This is a genomic window from Bacillus sp. FSL W8-0770, from assembly GCF_038008705.1.
Lineage (GTDB): Bacteria > Bacillota > Bacilli > Bacillales > Bacillaceae_G > Bacillus_A > Bacillus_A cereus.
Genome location: NZ_JBBOZR010000001.1, coordinates 1,009,626 through 1,025,696 on the forward strand (window position 1 = coordinate 1,009,626; position 16,071 = coordinate 1,025,696).

The following is a 16,071-nucleotide window of genomic DNA, read 5'->3' on the forward strand; positions in this document are numbered from 1 at the left end:
CAATTAAAAAGAGAACATAAAACAACCAAAAAATGTAAAAACTTTAAATAGCAACTCAAGAAAGGAGACGGGAACTTTGAAACGGTTTAAGTTTTATTTGATTAGCGGTATTGTGCTTGTTTTGCTTATCGTATGTAACTTCGTTGATAAGCCGATTGCGAAGGTTGAAGAAGTGAAAGATACTGTTATGATGAAGCTGAATACGAAAGAGAGTATGGCGCAAATTGACGGGCAGACGATTTATTTTAAGCAAATTGGTGAGGGAAAACCTCCTTTACTTATGTTGCATGGGTTTGGTGGTTCTTCTGATGGGTTTAGTGATATTTATCCGGAACTAGTGCGAGATCATACGATTATTGCGGTTGATATTTTAGGGTTTGGGCGTTCTTCTAAGCCGGTTGATTTTCAGTATTCGTTTCCTGCGCAAGTGAATTTATATTATAAGTTAATGAAGAAGCTCGGATACGATCAGTTTGCGGTGCTCGGCCATTCAATGGGCGGAGAGATGTCCCTCAATTTAGCGTATTTATATCCGGATGCAGTGACGCATCTCATCTTGGCGGATGCTACAGGGATAGAGTCTTTCCAGCAAAAAGAAAGTTATGAAGTACCACCGCTATCGACGGACTTACAAACTGTAACCGAGATTACGAAGTATAATAAAAATGAAGTGAAAAATAGTCGTGATGATAAAGAGCATTATGATCAGCTTACGAAAATGAGAGAGCGCCGCATCGCGATGAAAGCCGATAAGATTAAGGTGCCGACTTTAATTATATGGGGACGACACGATAAGAGCGTTTCTTGGAAAAATGGTGAACTGTATCATGGGCTATTTGCAAATAGTACGTTTCATATTATTGAAAAAGGATACCACGCACCGTTTCGTCAAGAACCAATTGAGTTTATGGAATATGTACAAGCATTTTTCGCGAAGCATCCACAATAAAAATTTTAAGCATAAATCCACTTCTTTCCTCATAAAGTGAAACTAATAAGGCTTGTCTAAGGAAAGGAATGAAGTGATTTGGAAACTTTACCATGGTGGGTGTATCTTGTGATTGTCGGGATTGTACTAAGTGGCTACATGGTTTTATATACTTCGAAAAAAGAGCAAGATATGGATAATGAGTTTATTGAAAAAGAAGGCGAAGTATATATGAAGCGTTTAGAAGAAGAGCGTGAGAAACGTAATCAGGAAAGTGATAAAGATTCGGTATTGCTTTAATAGAAATTTTGAAAGGTTACCACCTAGTAGGATTTTACATCTCGGTGGTAGCTTTTTTTCTTCTGCGGGAGCAGTATATGTTCATCAAGCTAAGGTTATATTAGTTTAATTTTACATGTATAAGAGAGTCATCATAAACTTTTATTGATGGTATTTATATATTTTTTTACTCATAAGAATGGAACTAGTGGGGATTTTACTGGGGGGGGATTAACAATGCATAGGGATGAAACTTCATTACATCCGGATACAGGTGTTACATCTGTAATGTTTGTTGAGCGTTCATTAAATGAAATTCGTTTTTGGTCTAGAATCATGAAAGAGCATTCTTTTTTTCTTCGCTTAGGATTTAGATGCGAGGATACTCAACTAATTGAAGAGGCTAATCAATTTTATCGATTGTTTGAACATATTGAACAAATAGCGCATTCCTATACAAATGAAACAGATCCTGAGCAAATAAAAAGATTTAATGCAGAAGTACAACAAGCCGCAACTAATATTTGGGGATTTAAACGAAAAATTTTAGGATTAATTCTCACATGTAAATTGCCAGGACAAAATAACTTTCCACTTTTAGTTGACCATACAAGTAGGGAAGCTGATTATTTTAGAAAACGTTTAATACAATTAAATGAAGGTAAATTAGATGCGCTTCCTGATGCTATTATTAAAGAAAATGTTTTCTTTTTACGGATTATGGCAGACCATGCTAAATTTATTGGCCATCTTCTTGATCCATCGGAAAGAAAGCTTGTAGATACAGCACGGAATTTTAGCAATGATTTTGATGAATTGATGTATCAAGCAATTGACTTAGAATCTATGAAACCACAATCCCAAACAGCCCCTCTTTTAGATCAATTTTTAGATCAAAATCGTGTGTCGGTTGCATCTCTTCGGGATTTTAAGAAAACAGCACGTGATTTAATTGAGCAATGTAAAATAAAGAGTATCATTCATCCGTTATTAGCAGACCATGTTTTCCGTGAAGCTGATAGATTTCTTGAAATCATTGATATGTATGATGTTCATCTTACAAATATTCAATCACAACCTAGATATTAGAAGATAAGGAAAGATAGTATTTTACTTTCGATTGAGAAGTTAACAATTTATTGTTAGCTTCTTTTCTTTGTGATTAAAATTTTCTTTTAAGGACTACATAAATCCCTTTGACCAAATATGTAATTCTTTGTAAAATGATATATATGGAAAGATTATGAATATACAGGAAATCTATGGATAGTAGATTTTAATAAATTATTCGGGGGAAATTTATTAGTTAAGTATATTAACTTGTTTGCACTACATTTTACAAATAAAGGGGTATTAGTAATCATGAAAGCAAAGAAATTAGTAAGTTTAGCGTTACCAGTTATGTTATTGAGTGGTTGTATTACAATTGAAACTGATGGTAAGAAAGCTGAGCCAAAGAAAGAAGAAACGCAAAAGGTAGAGAAAGAGAATAAGACTTCTGAAAAAGAGAGTAAGTCAACTGATAGCAAGAAAGAGGATAGCTTATCTGTAGCGAAAGGTGAAGGTACAAACAGTAGTTCATCAAGTAGTCAACCAAGTTCTTCTTCAAATAATTCAACTTCTTCTAGTTTTTCAACTGGTAAGGTAACTGGTTCAGATGTTGAAAGGTACAAGGCAGATATCATAAATAGTGCTACTCAAATTGAAGATACAATGAAATTAATTGAAGGAATAGCAGATTCAGACGTAAAATCATACAAACAAAAGAAAAGTGAAGTACAACTGAGTTTAGGTGGAGCAAAGGCAACTGCAACGAAACTGAAGAATCTACAAGCGCCTCCTGAGTTACAGGGAGAACAGGCGAAGATAAAGCAGTCGATGGAACTGTATGCGGATTGTTTTCAACTTCTCTTTGATGCATTAGATCAAGAAGACGAAAGTAAAATGCATCAATCAGTAAGTAAAGCACAAGAAGGTTCGAAACTGTTTGAAGAGGCAGCGAAGAGTATCGGTAGTAAAACCAACTAAGAATAAATTATTTTAAGAGGTACTTGTGGGTGCAGTTGGTGCAAGTGAAGAGTTAGGAATTAGTTATGGGAACACATTACAAATTTATCAAATGGACGATAATGTTCGTATTCGATATATAAAACAATAAATAATTGGTGAAAAACTCTGTAATAAATTTTACAGGGTTTTTTGTTAGTTCTAGTTTATTTTTTGTCTTCCTAAGCGCTAAGCATACTAGTATAAGTTGAGAAATGAACAAAACGATAATGATAGGCAGATGATGTAACTCCATAATAACTGTAACCATCTAAAGCCCAATTCATACACTATGATGGAGGCTTTTTACTTACTAATCGGATGAAAAAGGAGTGTAATCATGAAGAAACGTACTGTTAATGAAGCGGGAGGGAATGTGCCACAACCAATCCGCAGCGACGGAGCTGGTGCGATTGATTCTGGACCTCGTAATGTTATGCGGGATATTCAAAATCCGAATATGCTTGTTCCGCCTATAACGGATGCAGGGTTAGTTCCTAACTTGAAGTTTTCATTCTCGGACACTTCTATGATTTTGAAACAAGGCGGGTGGTCTCGGGAGATTACTGCTCGGGAACTACCGGTTTCGACGACGATTGCGGGAGTAAATATGAGTTTAACGGCCGGTGGAGTACGAGAACTACATTGGCATAAAGAAGCGGAATGGGCGTATATGCTTTTAGGACGGGCGCGCATAACGGCTGTTGATCAAAATGGGAGTAATTTTATTGCTGATGTTGGGCCAGGTGATCTTTGGTATTTTCCTCCTGGTATTCCGCATTCCATTCAAGGATTGGAACATTGTGAATTTCTACTCGTTTTCGATGATGGGCATTTTTCTGATTTATCTACTTTAGCTATTTCTGATTGGTTTGCGCATACGCCAAAAGAAGTGTTGTCGGCTAATTTCGGAGTACCTGAGAGTGCTTTTCGTTCTATTCCTTCAGATCAAGTTTATATTTATCAAGGAGAGGTGCCAGGTTCGCTTGAAAGTCAGGAAATTCAATCGCCGAAAGGAGAAGTTCCTTTAACATTTAAACATGAATTGTTAAAACAAAAGCCGATTAAGACTTCTGGTGGTAGCGTCCGAATTGTAGATTCTACAAATTTCCCTATTTCCAAAACAATCGCAGCAGCGCTCGTTGAGGTTGAGCCTGGTGGAATGAGAGAACTTCATTGGCACCCGAATAATGATGAATGGCAATATTATTTGACAGGGGAAGCGAGAATGACTGTGTTTCTTGGAAATGGTACCGCTCGTACATTTGATTATAGAGCTGGCGATGTCGGGTATGTACCGTTTGCGACAGGGCATTATATTCAAAATACAGGTACCGAAACATTATGGTTTTTAGAGATGTTCAGAAGCAATCGTTTTGAAGATGTATCGTTAAATCAATGGATGGCACTGACTCCTAAAGAAATAGTGGAGAGTAATATACATGTTGGCCCGCAAGTAATGGATTCCCTGCGTAAGGAGAAGTGGCCTGTTGTGAAATATCCGGGGTTTTCATATAGTCCGAAAAATGATTAGTAAAAATGAAAATTTGCGCTATTCTTTCTGGAGACTGATAAGAAGGGATGGCGTATTTTTTATGCCTAATCTAGTCTTAACTAGTATCTGTTCGTTGTATTATTGTTCGGGAAATTATTATAGAAGAAAAATATATGAAATCGACATACTACATAGCTTTATTTTCAGGTGTAACGCACAAGTTGCACAGCTAACGCAACGACAACTCGCTTTACTCTTCATTATGTATTTGTCCATACTAGACATAGAGAGGTGATAAACACAGTATGATTTTTAGTGAGCGTTTAAAAGAAGAAAGGGAAAAAAGAAATTGGTCGCAAAATGATTTGGCTGAAAAACTTCATGTGAGCAGGCAATCTGTTTCGAAATGGGAGACGGGAAAGAACTATCCGAGCATTGAAATTATTATTCATTTAAGTGATCTATTCGGTATTACAATTGATGAACTGCTAAGGAGTGATGAAGAATTGACGCAGAAAGTAATTGAAGATAGTAAGCAATTGGCATATCCAAAATGGAAGGTGTTTTTTGATAGTCTATTTATGATAGGAGTATTTTTGTTTATTGCAAAAATCGTTGTATGGATGCTAAACAAATTTGCTGGAGCAAGTATTACAATTGTAGCAGATGCGCCATATGTAATGAATCTTTTGCCTCTTGTATTCATGATTATAGGTGGTATAGGTTCTGATAAGTTGAAGAAAATATATAGATAAGAGAAAGATTTGAAAGAAATCCCCAACACTAGCTGTTCTTTTCACTTAAATTGTGTACTATAAAGGATAGGATGACATAAAGAAGGGGACATATAGAATGGAATTTCATGAACAGAAGATTTTGCCGGCAGTGAGGCAAATTAAAGATTTGGAAAAGCTATTACATAGTTCGTATGAATATATCGTTATTTTAGATATTCATGTCGGTCAATTGAAAAGTGTTATATCACTTGCGAAGCAATATTGTAAAAAGGTGTTTTTACATGTGGATTTAATTCATGGTTTGCAGAGTGATGGGCATGCGACGGAATATTTATGTCAGGAGTTTAGACCGTACGGGTTACTTTCAACAAAGGCGAGCGTTATTATGAAGGCGAAGCAAAAAGGTGTTGTGGCAATACAACGCATCTTTTTAATCGATTCGAGTGCAATGGAGAAGAGCTGCAATCTTTTAGATAAGACGAAACCGGATTATATTGAGGTACTTCCTGGAGCATTGACGGACGTTATTGCTGAAGTGAAAGAGCGTACTGGTGTACCGATTTTAGCAGGTGGTTTTATTCGTACTGTAGAAGATGTGGAAAGAGCTTTAAACGCTGGTGCGACAGCAATTACGACATCAAAACGCGAACTATGGAAACATTACCAAAAAAAGTGACGAAAATGTGAATTTTTTCGTTGACACCGCTTTCATTTACGGTTAACATTATAGACAAGTTAATAAACGTGACGGAGAAAAGTAGAGATCCACATTTCATTGTTTCTATATAAATTTATATAGAAGCGTGCAAGCTGTGGGTCTTTTTCTTTTTACAAAAACGAATGGCCATTCATTTTACCTCTATCACATTTGGAAGCGTTTAAATTGATTGTGGAGGGATACTATGTCAGCATTTTTAGGAGAGTTAATAGGGACTGCGTTGTTAATCGTACTTGGTGGCGGCGTTTGTGCTGGTGTAAGTTTAAAGAAATCGTTTGCGAAAGATTCAGGTTGGATTGTTATTACAATGGGCTGGGGCTTAGCAGTAGCGGTTGCAGCGTATGCGGTTGGATCAATTAGTGGGGCACATTTGAATCCAGCTTTAACAATAGGATTAGCATTTAAGGGAGCGTTCCCATGGAGTGACGTACCAGGTTATATCGCAGCACAAATGATTGGGGCAATTATCGGGGCAGTTATCGTATATTTACATTACTTACCACACTGGAAAGAAACAGAAAATCCAGGAACAAAGTTAGGTGTATTTGCAACAGGTCCAGCAATTCCGAACACATTTGCAAACCTTTTAAGTGAAATGATTGGAACATTCGTTTTAGTATTTGGTATATTAGCAATTGGTGCAAATAAATTTGCAGATGGATTAAATCCATTTATCGTAGGTTTCTTAATTGTAAGTATTGGTTTATCATTAGGTGGGACAACAGGATACGCAATTAACCCAGCACGTGATTTAGGTCCGCGTATCGCACACTTCTTCCTTCCGATTGCAGGAAAAGGCGGTTCAAACTGGAAGTATGCATGGATTCCAGTAGTTGGTCCAATTTTAGGTGGATCACTTGCAGGTTTATTCCATCAAGTTGTATTTGAAGGAAAACAAAATTCAGCACTTATTTATGTGATTATCGCAACTGTGATTGTACTAGCAATCTCTTATATGACAAGTAAAAAAAGCGGAAGCAATACAAATAGTAGAAAAGTAGCATAAGGGGGAAACCGATATGAAAAAATATATTCTTTCATTAGACCAAGGAACAACAAGCTCACGCGCAATTCTTTTCAATAAAAAAGGTGAAATTGTTCATTCAGCTCAAAAAGAGTTTACACAACATTTTCCAAAGCCGGGCTGGGTAGAGCATAATGCGCAAGAAATTTGGGGATCTATTTTAGCAGTTATCGCAACTTGCTTAAGCGAAGCAGATGTAAAACCAGAACAAATCGCTGGTATCGGTATTACGAACCAACGTGAAACAACGGTTGTATGGGATAAAACAACTAGTAAACCAATTTACAACGCAATCGTATGGCAATCTCGCCAAACAGCTGAAATTTGTGATGAGTTAAAAGAAAAAGGTTATAGCGAAATGGTTCGCGAAAAAACAGGTCTTTTAATTGATGCATACTTCTCTGGAACGAAAGTAAAGTGGATTTTAGATAACGTTGAAGGTGCAAGAGAGAAAGCAGAAAACGGGGATCTATTATTCGGAACAATTGATTCATGGCTTGTATGGAAACTATCTGGTGGTAAAGCACACGTAACAGATTACTCAAACGCATCACGTACGTTAATGTTTAACATTCACGACTTACAGTGGGATGATGAGCTTCTAGACATGTTAACAGTACCAAAGAGTATGCTTCCAGAAGTACGTCCATCATCTGAAATATATGGAGAAACAATTGATTACCACTTCTTCGGTCAAAATGTACCGATTGCAGGTGTAGCTGGTGACCAACAAGCAGCATTATTTGGACAAGCTTGTTTCGGTGAAGGTATGGCGAAAAATACTTACGGAACTGGTTGCTTCATGTTAATGAACACAGGTGAAAAAGCAGTAGCTTCTGAGCACGGTCTATTAACAACAATTGCATGGGGAATAGATGGTAAAGTAAACTACGCATTAGAAGGAAGTATTTTCGTAGCAGGTTCTGCAATTCAGTGGTTACGTGACGGAATGCGTATGTTTAAAGATGCAAGTGAGAGTGAAGTGTATGCGAGTCGCGTTGAATCAACTGATGGTGTATACGTTGTACCAGCATTCGTTGGACTAGGAACACCTTATTGGGATAGTGAAGTACGCGGCGCTATGTTTGGTGTAACACGCGGTACGACGAAAGAGCACTTCATTCGTGCAACGCTAGAATCTTTAGCTTACCAAACGAAAGATGTATTATGCGCAATGGAAGCAGATTCAGGTATTGAACTGAAAACATTACGCGTTGATGGCGGAGCAGTTAAAAATAACTTCTTAATGAAGTTCCAAAGTGATATTTTAGATGTTCCTGTAGAGCGTCCAGTGATCAACGAAACAACGGCTCTAGGTGCAGCATACTTAGCTGGTCTTGCGGTTGGATATTGGAAAAACCAAGATGAAATTAAAGAACAGTGGCATATGGACAAACGCTTTGAACCAACGATGGAAGCGAAAACAAGCGAAGAGCTATATGCTGGATGGAAAAAAGCAATTGAAGCAACAAAAGCTTTCAAATAATCATAAACAGTGTTATAATGGTGACAAGTTAATAATTCGGTAGGAGATTTGGAGAGACCACAACGCGCTATAGAGGCGAAATCTATAGCGGAGTTTGTGGTCTCTTTTTTCGTTATCAAAGGGAGGAATTACCATGAAATTTTCAAGTAAACAACGTAAAGACGTATTAAACGGAGTAAATAAACAAGAGTTAGATGTGATCGTAATTGGTGGAGGTATTACTGGTTCTGGTATTGCATTAGATGGAGCAACACGTGGGTTATCAACAATTGTGTTTGAAATGCAGGACTTTGCAGCAGGTACATCAAGTCGTTCAACGAAGCTTGTACACGGTGGTCTACGTTATTTAAAACAACTTGAAGTGAAAATGGTAGCAGAGGTGGGTAAAGAGCGTGCGATCGTATATGAGAACGGTCCCCATGTAACAACACCAGAGTGGATGTTACTTCCGTTCCATACAGGCGGTACGTTCGGATCATTTAGTACATCAATTGGTCTTCGTGTATACGACTTCTTAGCAGGTGTAAAACGAAGCGAGCGCAGAAAGATGTTTAACCGTGAAGAAACATTAAACAAAGAGCCTCTTGTAAAAAAAGAAGGATTAAAAGGCGGCGGTTACTACGTAGAATATCGTACAGATGATGCGCGTCTTACAATTGAAGTAATGAAAGAAGCAATTGAGCACGGCGCAAAAGCTGTTAACTATGCAAAAGTAGACAGTTTCTTATATAAAGATGGAAAAGTATGCGGTGTACGTGTAATCGATTTACTAGACGGAGAAGTATACGAAGTTTACGGTAAGAAAATTGTAAACGCAGCTGGCCCTTGGGTAGATACACTTCGTGAAAAAGATAACTCGAAAAAAGGAAAAGTACTTCAGTTATCAAAAGGTGTTCACTTAGTAATTGACCAAAAACGTTTCCCATTAGGTCAAGCGATTTACTTCGATACACCAGATAAACGTATGGTGTTCGCGATTCCTCGCGGCGGAAAAACTTATGTAGGTACAACAGATACGTTCTACGATAAAGACGCAGCTGTACCACAAATGACAACTGAAGATCGCACCTACATCATTAATGCGATTAACTACATGTTCCCAAGCGTGAAAATTACAGAGAAAGACATTGAATCAAGCTGGGCTGGTGTACGTCCGTTAATTTATGAAGAAGGTAAGAGTGCATCTGAAATTTCTCGTAAAGATGAAATTTGGACTTCTGAATCTGGTTTAATTACAATCGCAGGTGGTAAATTAACAGGATACCGCAAAATGGCTGAAATGGTAGTAGACTACGTAACGAACTTACTACAAAAAGAAGGTCATAGCGCATATCCGAAGAGCGACACGAAACATATGCCAATCTCTGGTGGACATGTAGATGGTTCACACGGATTCCCAGCATTCGTTGCGAAAAAAGCTGGCGAAGGTACGAAATATGGTTTAACAACAGCACAAGCAGAAGAATTCGCGAAATTCTACGGTTCTAACGTTGACGTACTATTTGACTTAGCGAAAAAACATAAAGACGAAGCGAAAGAATACAACATGCCGCTTGACGTTCTAATCCCACTTGTATACGCAATGGATTATGAAATGACAGCAAAACCAGTTGACTTCTTCGTACGCCGCAGAGGCGCTGTATTCTTCAACATCCACTGGGTATACGAGTGGAAAGAAGCAGTAATCAACTACATGGCTGCGAAACTAGGCTGGAGCAAAGAAGAACAAATGAAATATACAGCAGAACTAGAAAAAGCACTAACAGACGCTGTTATTCCTGTAGATCAACAAGAACAGGCAGCTGCGTTAGCATAAAATAGAGAACCACCTGAAGGGGAGCCTTTAGGTGGTTCTTTTTTTATGGAATATTCTTCTAACTATATTGCATAACGACATATGTTGTTATACGATGTATATAAGGTGGTGGTATTGTTGGACAAAGAAATCTTGAAGGGAAGTATAGATATTTTATTACTTTCTATCATTGCAAAACGTGATACATATGGATATGAAATAGCTCAAAGTTTAAAGGATGCAAGTGAAGATTTGTATAGTATGGGGCAGGGAACTTTGTATCCTGCTTTAAAGAGATTAGAGAAAAAGGAGTTTCTTGAATCTTATTGGAATGAATCTGAGAATGGGATGAAAAGGAAATTCTATACTATTACAGATAAAGGGAAAAAAGAATTGCAGAAGAAAGTGAATTCTTGGGAGAGTGTAACAGCATTAATTCAAGCTTGTCAGAAAGGAGTTATTTATGAGTGAATTTGATGAGTATATTAAGTCTATTTTAGCCTATTCAGAACTTAGTGATATTGAACAGGATGAGTTATTTCTAGAAATGTATGATCACTTGAACAGCTTGAAAGAAGAATATATGGAACAAGGTATGAATGAAAAAGAAGCGATTTATAAAGCGATTCAAAGTTTTGGAGAATCAAAAGTTATTGGCGTAGAGATTAATAAATCGGTATACGAAGTTCCTAGACCATTAAAGGTATTATCAAAAATTTTATGTATTCCTTATATAATCATTTGTTTTATTGTCTTTTTAGGAACGTTTATTTCAACTTCTACATTTGACTCTGTTCGCAGTTTGACAGGTGGGACTGTCTATCATCCCATTGAATTTTGGCAGCAATTTTTACATATATCTGATTTAGAAACGTTATTACAACTTTTTGGAATAACACTTTGGCAAGTTAAAGATTTTATTGCACATCCAGGTCCTTGGGGAAACTCAACTTATTGGTTAAGTGTTTTACAACATATAATATTAGTAGTTCCATTTGGATTTTTCGTTCCAGTGCTGATTAATAAAGTGACTAACTATAAGAAAGCTCGTAAGTGGTATGTTATGACCTTTCTTGTTTGGGAGATATTACATTTACTAACTTTGTCTGATGTTTTTGATGTGTGGCGGATTGCTATAAATATGCTCGGTGCGTCGGTAGGATATCTTTTATTTATAAGCATGATACAAATAGATAATAAATTTAGGATAATGCGCAAGAAGATATTTGAAAATTAGCTTGCTATTCTGTAGTTTAAATTATACAAATTTAGTTTGATGGTAATAGAGTATTGCTGAAAACATAGGTGCTATAAATGATGAGAGCGGCACAGCTGAACTTGAAAAAGTCTAGCTGCGTTAGCGTAAAATAGAGAACTACCTGAAGGGGAGCCCTTTAGGTAGTTTTTCTCTTGACTAAAAATAAATAAAATGTGTTACAATAATGATAGAGTATGTAGTGTGAATTTTGCATAAAATAAAAAAGACAGAAGCCTGAGAAACTTCTGCCTTGTGTAACCTAACTTGCTATTGTGGTGGTAGTAGGTGCGGTTATAAGACAATTACATTAACGTTTTAGCCGAGAACCGCCCTTACCTTTTCCACGAAGCAGGGTGGTTCTCGCTTTTTTGTATACAGAAATTAGCCACGGACCAACGTATCTTCTACCGATGACAACGCCAGCTCCGGTTAGGATACCATACACTAATTTAATTATAAACATCGCGATTATATTATCACCTCCCCCCTTTTTTCAAAATGGAAGAGATGATTGCCACACCTACTAGTTATAGCTTATTAAGTTACGTATTCATTGTATTATGTTTTAAAATAGGGAACAAGATATATGGATGAAAATTCCTGTTTTTAAGCAGAACATTAGTGTCAGGGGACAAGAAGTAAATAAATATTTATAAAAAAACGGTATGGACATTACCATCCGTATTTTTTTATGTATTTATAAAACTTTTCCATACAGTGCGTCGTCTAATATATGGGAAGGAGGAAATGATGTGGATGAATTAACGATAGAAGCGTTTGAAATAGAAGATAAGGAGGACCTTATCGACGAAATAATGAACAAGTATGGACAAGAAGTCCTGCAGCTTGTGTATTCGTATGTGAATAATAAAGAGGTTGCGGAGGATGTAACGCAAGATATATTCGTGAAATGCTATAAATCTCTTCATACATATAAAGGGAATTCGAATGTGAAAACATGGTTATGGAGAATTGCAATCAATCAATGTAAGGACTATATAAAAAGTTGGTATAACAAAAAAGTTATCGTTACAGAGGATGACTTTACGTATATGGAGAGTCAAAAAGAAAGTGTCGAACAAACAGTTATTCAAAATGCTGAGGATAGTAGGTTGGCTTCTGCGGTAATGAATTTACCGATAAAATATCGAGAAGTCATTTATCTATTTTATTATGAGGAATTATCAATTAAAGAGATTGCTACAGTAATAGAAGTAAAGGAAAATACGATAAAAACGAGACTGAAAAAAGCGAAGGAGCTTTTGAAGGAAGGATTGGAGGAATAATCGAATGGAAGGTCGATTAAAAGGCTTGCGAAAATCAATGGAGAACACAACGTTTAAACATTTGAGTTTTTCTGATCGGCACCAAAAGCGGGTGCACGAAAAAATCAATCAATCGTCCGAAAAGGAAGAAGACATCCTTTTAGCAGTGTTGCAACTTCTTATGAATGAAAAAACAGGTTATGAATTGATGCAGTTACTGCGGGGGAGAGGAATTCAAAAATTCGAAGGTGATGAAGGATCTCTATACACTTTATTGCATCGTCTAGAACAGAATCGCTTTATCCAATCTAGCTGGGATCATGCGGGAGCTAAATATTATCAATTAAATGATAAAGGAAACAAGATGCTGCGAAAGGCAGAGAAGAATGCTACGAAGGCACGATTTATATTAAAAGGATTAGTACAGGAGTGAGGCGGAATTGAACAAAAAAGGGGAGCGTTTTGTAAGCGAAGTTACGAATCATATTAAATCAAAAGAAGCGAAGAGCTTTGTAGCAACGGAACTAGATTTTCACCTAAAACAGGCGAAGAACACATGGATAGAAAAAGGTTTGAGTGAGGAAGTCGCTGAAAATAAAGCGGTGGAACAAATGGGAAGTCCGATTAAACTAGGGCAAGAACTTAATAAACTTCATAAGCCAAAGGTGGATTGGTTTTTACTTATTTTATTAGTGGCTGCTATGGGGTTAGGTTTTTTACCGGTTTTTGTTTTTGAATATACGAATGAAGTAATGATAAATAAGGTGATATTTATTATTCTCGGTGTTGTAACAGCGATTGGGATGATGTTACTTGATTATCGGAAATTAGAGAGAATGGGATGGTTGTTTTATATAATCGGAGTAGTTGTCCTGTTAATACTATACTGTTTTTCAAACGCTTCAATGATTGGAGAACCGTTAATACAAATCGGTCCAATTGCAATTGACTGTCTAATGGCAGTGCCTTTCTTTTTTCTAGCTTGGGCTTCTTTTTTTAATAATAGTAGGTTAAAGATTATACATCTTGTGGTTTTATATTTATTTTCTTTGTACTTATTTTTGATTGTATCCACCCTTTCGTCAATTTTTATCTATATTACGATGGTATTCGTTATGCTTTGGTGGAGTAAGCTAGGAAAGAAAACGTCGTTGATTATTACGGTTGTACCTATTTGTTTATTTATTATTAAGGTATCCGTATCATGGTCTTCAGGATACCACTTAGATAGACTTTTAGGGTATTTAAATCCTGAGAGTGATGCAGGTGGCGCAGGATTTATGTATATACGATTAAAAGAGGTAATGTCATCAGCAGGTTGGTTTGGTACATATGGAGATATGAAATTCATCCCTGCTCCGGATACTGATTTTGTATTTGCAAGTTTGACTTACTATTATGGGTATTGGCTTGCATTAATTCTTGTCTTCGTTCTTTCTCTTTTTGTAGCAAGATTAATAGTCATCTCTTATAAAATAAATGATCGGTACGGTAAATTGCTACTCGTTGGTGGATTGACTCTTTTTGTATTCCAGTTCATTTATAATGTTGGAATGATACTAGGATTCTTGCCGCTTGCTGCTATATCCTTACCTTTTATTAGTTACGGATTAACGCCGACTGTATTTCATGCGCTTATAATGGGGATTGTGCTGAGTGTATATAGACGTAAGGGCATTTCATTCAGAATTAGAAAAACACCTTGATACTTATATAAGTTGTATATAAAAGAATGCATTATTATGATCAAGTACAAACGTAAATAGATAGTAGAAGAGGGTTATCATAAATAACCCTCTTTTTGTGTTTAAATAAGTGCACTCTCTTTAATAGAAATACATAATTCAGAACGAGATATCGATTCAGTTAGTTGTTGTAAATAGGAGTATTCTTCCGCATCTTTTTTGGAAGTGTCAGGATCTAATGAAGGTGAGGATAGAAGTACGTCAATCGTAAGAATGTCTGCATCGTGAGAAGTGATGTGATAACCTGCAAATACAGGGCGTTTTATGAAATTTAAGTAAGTGCGTGTTTGCATGCGTATCACTATTTTATGTACAATAAAAGAAAAGCCTCTTATGAGATGGGGAGAGAAAATTTCATGTCCAGCCAACAATTAGTGAATTTACGCATTGATTTTGCTTTTAAACAATTATTTGGCACAAGTGGAAATGAAGATATTTTAATTGCTTTTTTAAATGCGATGTTACAGGATTCTTTAGAATCACCCATTGTTTCGTTACAATTTGCAGATCCACATTTATACAGGGAACATGAAGAAGATAAGTTATCTATCTTAGATATTTCAGCTACATTAGACACAGGAACAAAAGTCAATGTAGAAATACAACTCAATAATAATCATGATATGATTAAACGTAGTTTATATTATTGGGGAAGGCTATACACAGCTCAACTTCAAAAGGGAATGCCATACAGCTCTCTTCATAAAACAATTACAATCAATTTGTTAAATTTCGTTATGTTTCCTGAATACGAGGCATTCCATACAACAGGAGTTTTATGGAATCGACAACAACATAAAATATTGAGTAGTGATATCGAAGTTCACATCGTAGAGATTTCGAAACTTATGCAACAGTGGCGGAATGAACAAGTAAATCCTTGGGAAGATTTGTTTGTTCGTTGGTTATTATTACTTCCGGCAAACGAGGATGAACAACTAACCCAAACATTGGAGGACATTGCGATGAACCAAGATCCGATTTTACAAAAAGCGATGAATAAATGGGAGCGTATGAGTCAAGATTCTTCTTTCCGACAAGCATATGAGGCAAGAGAGAAAGCTTTGATGGATGAAGCCGCAAAGTTCGCTCATGCTCGTAATGAAGGAAAGAAAGAGGGAATTGAAGAAGGTAAGATTCAATTAATTCGTGGAATGCATAAAAATGGAATGCCAATCGAAGATATTGCAAAGTTTACAAATTTACGTTTAGAAGAAATACGAAGCATTTTACAAGTCTAAATGATAAAAAGAACACCTCCATTGAATTTGCATACTTAGTATGCGAATTCGGGA

The 16,071-nt window shown here is 36.5% G+C and carries 17 protein-coding genes and 1 pseudogene; 16 read left to right on the top strand and 2 right to left on the bottom strand.

Annotated features, from left to right (window positions below; all coding sequences use genetic code 11):
* The first annotated feature begins 76 nt into the window (after positions 1-76).
* The 12 genes from NST27_RS05315 (at position 77) to NST27_RS05370 (ending at position 11,745) form a co-directional block, all read left to right on the top strand.
* Positions 77-949 carry an alpha/beta fold hydrolase gene (locus NST27_RS05315; RefSeq protein WP_000819470.1) on the top strand — a complete coding sequence of 291 codons (873 nt, stop codon included), beginning with the start codon at positions 77-79 and terminating at the stop codon, positions 947-949.
* Positions 950-1,027: 78 nt separating this feature from the next.
* Entirely contained in the window at positions 1,028-1,228 is a 201-nt protein-coding gene (locus NST27_RS05320) for a sporulation YhaL family protein (protein ID WP_000449225.1), read from the top strand.
* A gap of 216 nt (positions 1,229-1,444) precedes the next feature.
* The gene (locus tag NST27_RS05325) at positions 1,445-2,296 is read left to right on the top strand and encodes a DUF2935 domain-containing protein (protein WP_000554479.1); all 852 of its coding nucleotides are present in this window, start codon (positions 1,445-1,447) and stop codon (positions 2,294-2,296) included.
* Between the two features lie 273 nt (positions 2,297-2,569).
* Complete coding sequence (locus NST27_RS05330) at positions 2,570-3,235, top strand: DUF7018 domain-containing (lipo)protein (RefSeq protein WP_000644834.1); 666 nt, start codon at positions 2,570-2,572, stop codon at positions 3,233-3,235.
* A gap of 358 nt (positions 3,236-3,593) precedes the next feature.
* The gene (locus NST27_RS05335; protein WP_000747517.1) at positions 3,594-4,787 is read left to right on the top strand and encodes an oxalate decarboxylase family bicupin; all 1,194 of its coding nucleotides are present in this window, start codon (positions 3,594-3,596) and stop codon (positions 4,785-4,787) included.
* Positions 4,788-5,053: 266 nt separating this feature from the next.
* Positions 5,054-5,503, top strand: coding sequence for a helix-turn-helix domain-containing protein (locus tag NST27_RS05340; RefSeq protein WP_000577658.1), 450 nt, complete (start codon positions 5,054-5,056; stop codon positions 5,501-5,503).
* A gap of 97 nt (positions 5,504-5,600) precedes the next feature.
* Positions 5,601-6,161, top strand: a complete 561-nt coding sequence (gene glpP, locus NST27_RS05345; protein WP_000394285.1) for a glycerol uptake operon antiterminator GlpP — start codon at positions 5,601-5,603, stop codon at positions 6,159-6,161.
* Between the two features lie 226 nt (positions 6,162-6,387).
* Positions 6,388-7,209, top strand: a complete 822-nt coding sequence (gene glpF, locus NST27_RS05350; protein WP_001272197.1) for a glycerol uptake facilitator protein GlpF — start codon at positions 6,388-6,390, stop codon at positions 7,207-7,209.
* A gap of 13 nt (positions 7,210-7,222) precedes the next feature.
* Positions 7,223-8,713, top strand: coding sequence for a glycerol kinase GlpK (glpK, locus tag NST27_RS05355; protein ID WP_000760006.1), 1,491 nt, complete (start codon positions 7,223-7,225; stop codon positions 8,711-8,713).
* A gap of 133 nt (positions 8,714-8,846) precedes the next feature.
* A complete protein-coding gene (gene glpD, locus NST27_RS05360) occupies positions 8,847-10,529 on the top strand; it encodes an aerobic glycerol-3-phosphate dehydrogenase (protein WP_000672831.1) in 1,683 nt (560 codons plus the stop codon).
* Between the two features lie 117 nt (positions 10,530-10,646).
* Positions 10,647-10,979, top strand: a complete 333-nt coding sequence (locus tag NST27_RS05365) for a PadR family transcriptional regulator (protein WP_000356630.1) — start codon at positions 10,647-10,649, stop codon at positions 10,977-10,979.
* Positions 10,972-11,745, top strand: a complete 774-nt coding sequence (locus tag NST27_RS05370; protein ID WP_001288383.1) for a VanZ family protein — start codon at positions 10,972-10,974, stop codon at positions 11,743-11,745. The genes NST27_RS05365 and NST27_RS05370 overlap by 8 nt, the downstream gene beginning before the upstream one ends.
* Before the next feature lie 328 nt (positions 11,746-12,073).
* Here NST27_RS05370 and NST27_RS05375 read toward each other — a convergent pair whose 3' ends face one another.
* Positions 12,074-12,229 carry a hypothetical protein gene (locus tag NST27_RS05375; RefSeq protein ID WP_000469930.1) on the bottom strand — a complete coding sequence of 52 codons (156 nt, stop codon included), beginning with the start codon at positions 12,227-12,229 and terminating at the stop codon, positions 12,074-12,076.
* 289 nt (positions 12,230-12,518) lie between these two features.
* On the opposite strand from NST27_RS05375, the gene NST27_RS05380 reads away from it, so the two are divergent.
* Genes NST27_RS05380 through NST27_RS05390 form a run of 3 tightly spaced genes read left to right on the top strand, consistent with a single transcriptional unit; the run spans position 12,519 to position 14,737 of the window.
* Entirely contained in the window at positions 12,519-13,052 is a 534-nt protein-coding gene (locus tag NST27_RS05380; protein ID WP_000344007.1) for a sigma-70 family RNA polymerase sigma factor, read from the top strand.
* Positions 13,053-13,056: 4 nt separating this feature from the next.
* Complete coding sequence (locus tag NST27_RS05385; protein ID WP_000399088.1) at positions 13,057-13,464, top strand: PadR family transcriptional regulator; 408 nt, start codon at positions 13,057-13,059, stop codon at positions 13,462-13,464.
* A gap of 7 nt (positions 13,465-13,471) precedes the next feature.
* On the top strand, positions 13,472-14,737 hold the full coding sequence (locus NST27_RS05390) for an FtsW/RodA/SpoVE family cell cycle protein (RefSeq protein ID WP_047385709.1): 1,266 nt from the start codon (positions 13,472-13,474) through the stop codon (positions 14,735-14,737).
* Between the two features lie 101 nt (positions 14,738-14,838).
* On the opposite strand, the pseudogene NST27_RS05395 reads toward NST27_RS05390, so the two are convergent.
* Positions 14,839-15,042 (bottom strand): annotated as a pseudogene (locus NST27_RS05395) (hypothetical protein); the annotation flags it as partial.
* Positions 15,043-15,132: 90 nt separating this feature from the next.
* Between NST27_RS05395 and NST27_RS05400 the strand changes: the two are divergent.
* Positions 15,133-16,017 (top strand): Rpn family recombination-promoting nuclease/putative transposase, encoded by an 885-nt coding sequence (locus tag NST27_RS05400; RefSeq protein ID WP_000098345.1) that lies wholly within the window; start codon positions 15,133-15,135, stop codon positions 16,015-16,017.
* The last annotated feature ends 54 nt before the right edge of the window (positions 16,018-16,071 follow it).

Coding starts and splice junctions, on each gene's coding strand:
- glpP (WP_000394285.1), top strand. CDS start 5,601: ATGGAATTTCATGAACAGAAGATTTTGCCGGCAGTGAGGCAAATTAAA.
- NST27_RS05400 (WP_000098345.1), top strand. CDS start 15,133: ATGTCCAGCCAACAATTAGTGAATTTACGCATTGATTTTGCTTTTAAA.
- NST27_RS05330 (WP_000644834.1), top strand. CDS start 2,570: ATGAAAGCAAAGAAATTAGTAAGTTTAGCGTTACCAGTTATGTTATTG.
- NST27_RS05370 (WP_001288383.1), top strand. CDS start 10,972: ATGAGTGAATTTGATGAGTATATTAAGTCTATTTTAGCCTATTCAGAA.
- NST27_RS05325 (WP_000554479.1), top strand. CDS start 1,445: ATGCATAGGGATGAAACTTCATTACATCCGGATACAGGTGTTACATCT.
- NST27_RS05385 (WP_000399088.1), top strand. CDS start 13,057: ATGGAAGGTCGATTAAAAGGCTTGCGAAAATCAATGGAGAACACAACG.
- glpD (WP_000672831.1), top strand. CDS start 8,847: ATGAAATTTTCAAGTAAACAACGTAAAGACGTATTAAACGGAGTAAAT.
- glpF (WP_001272197.1), top strand. CDS start 6,388: ATGTCAGCATTTTTAGGAGAGTTAATAGGGACTGCGTTGTTAATCGTA.
- glpK (WP_000760006.1), top strand. CDS start 7,223: ATGAAAAAATATATTCTTTCATTAGACCAAGGAACAACAAGCTCACGC.
- NST27_RS05335 (WP_000747517.1), top strand. CDS start 3,594: ATGAAGAAACGTACTGTTAATGAAGCGGGAGGGAATGTGCCACAACCA.
- NST27_RS05375 (WP_000469930.1), bottom strand. CDS start 12,229: ATGTTTATAATTAAATTAGTGTATGGTATCCTAACCGGAGCTGGCGTT.
- NST27_RS05340 (WP_000577658.1), top strand. CDS start 5,054: ATGATTTTTAGTGAGCGTTTAAAAGAAGAAAGGGAAAAAAGAAATTGG.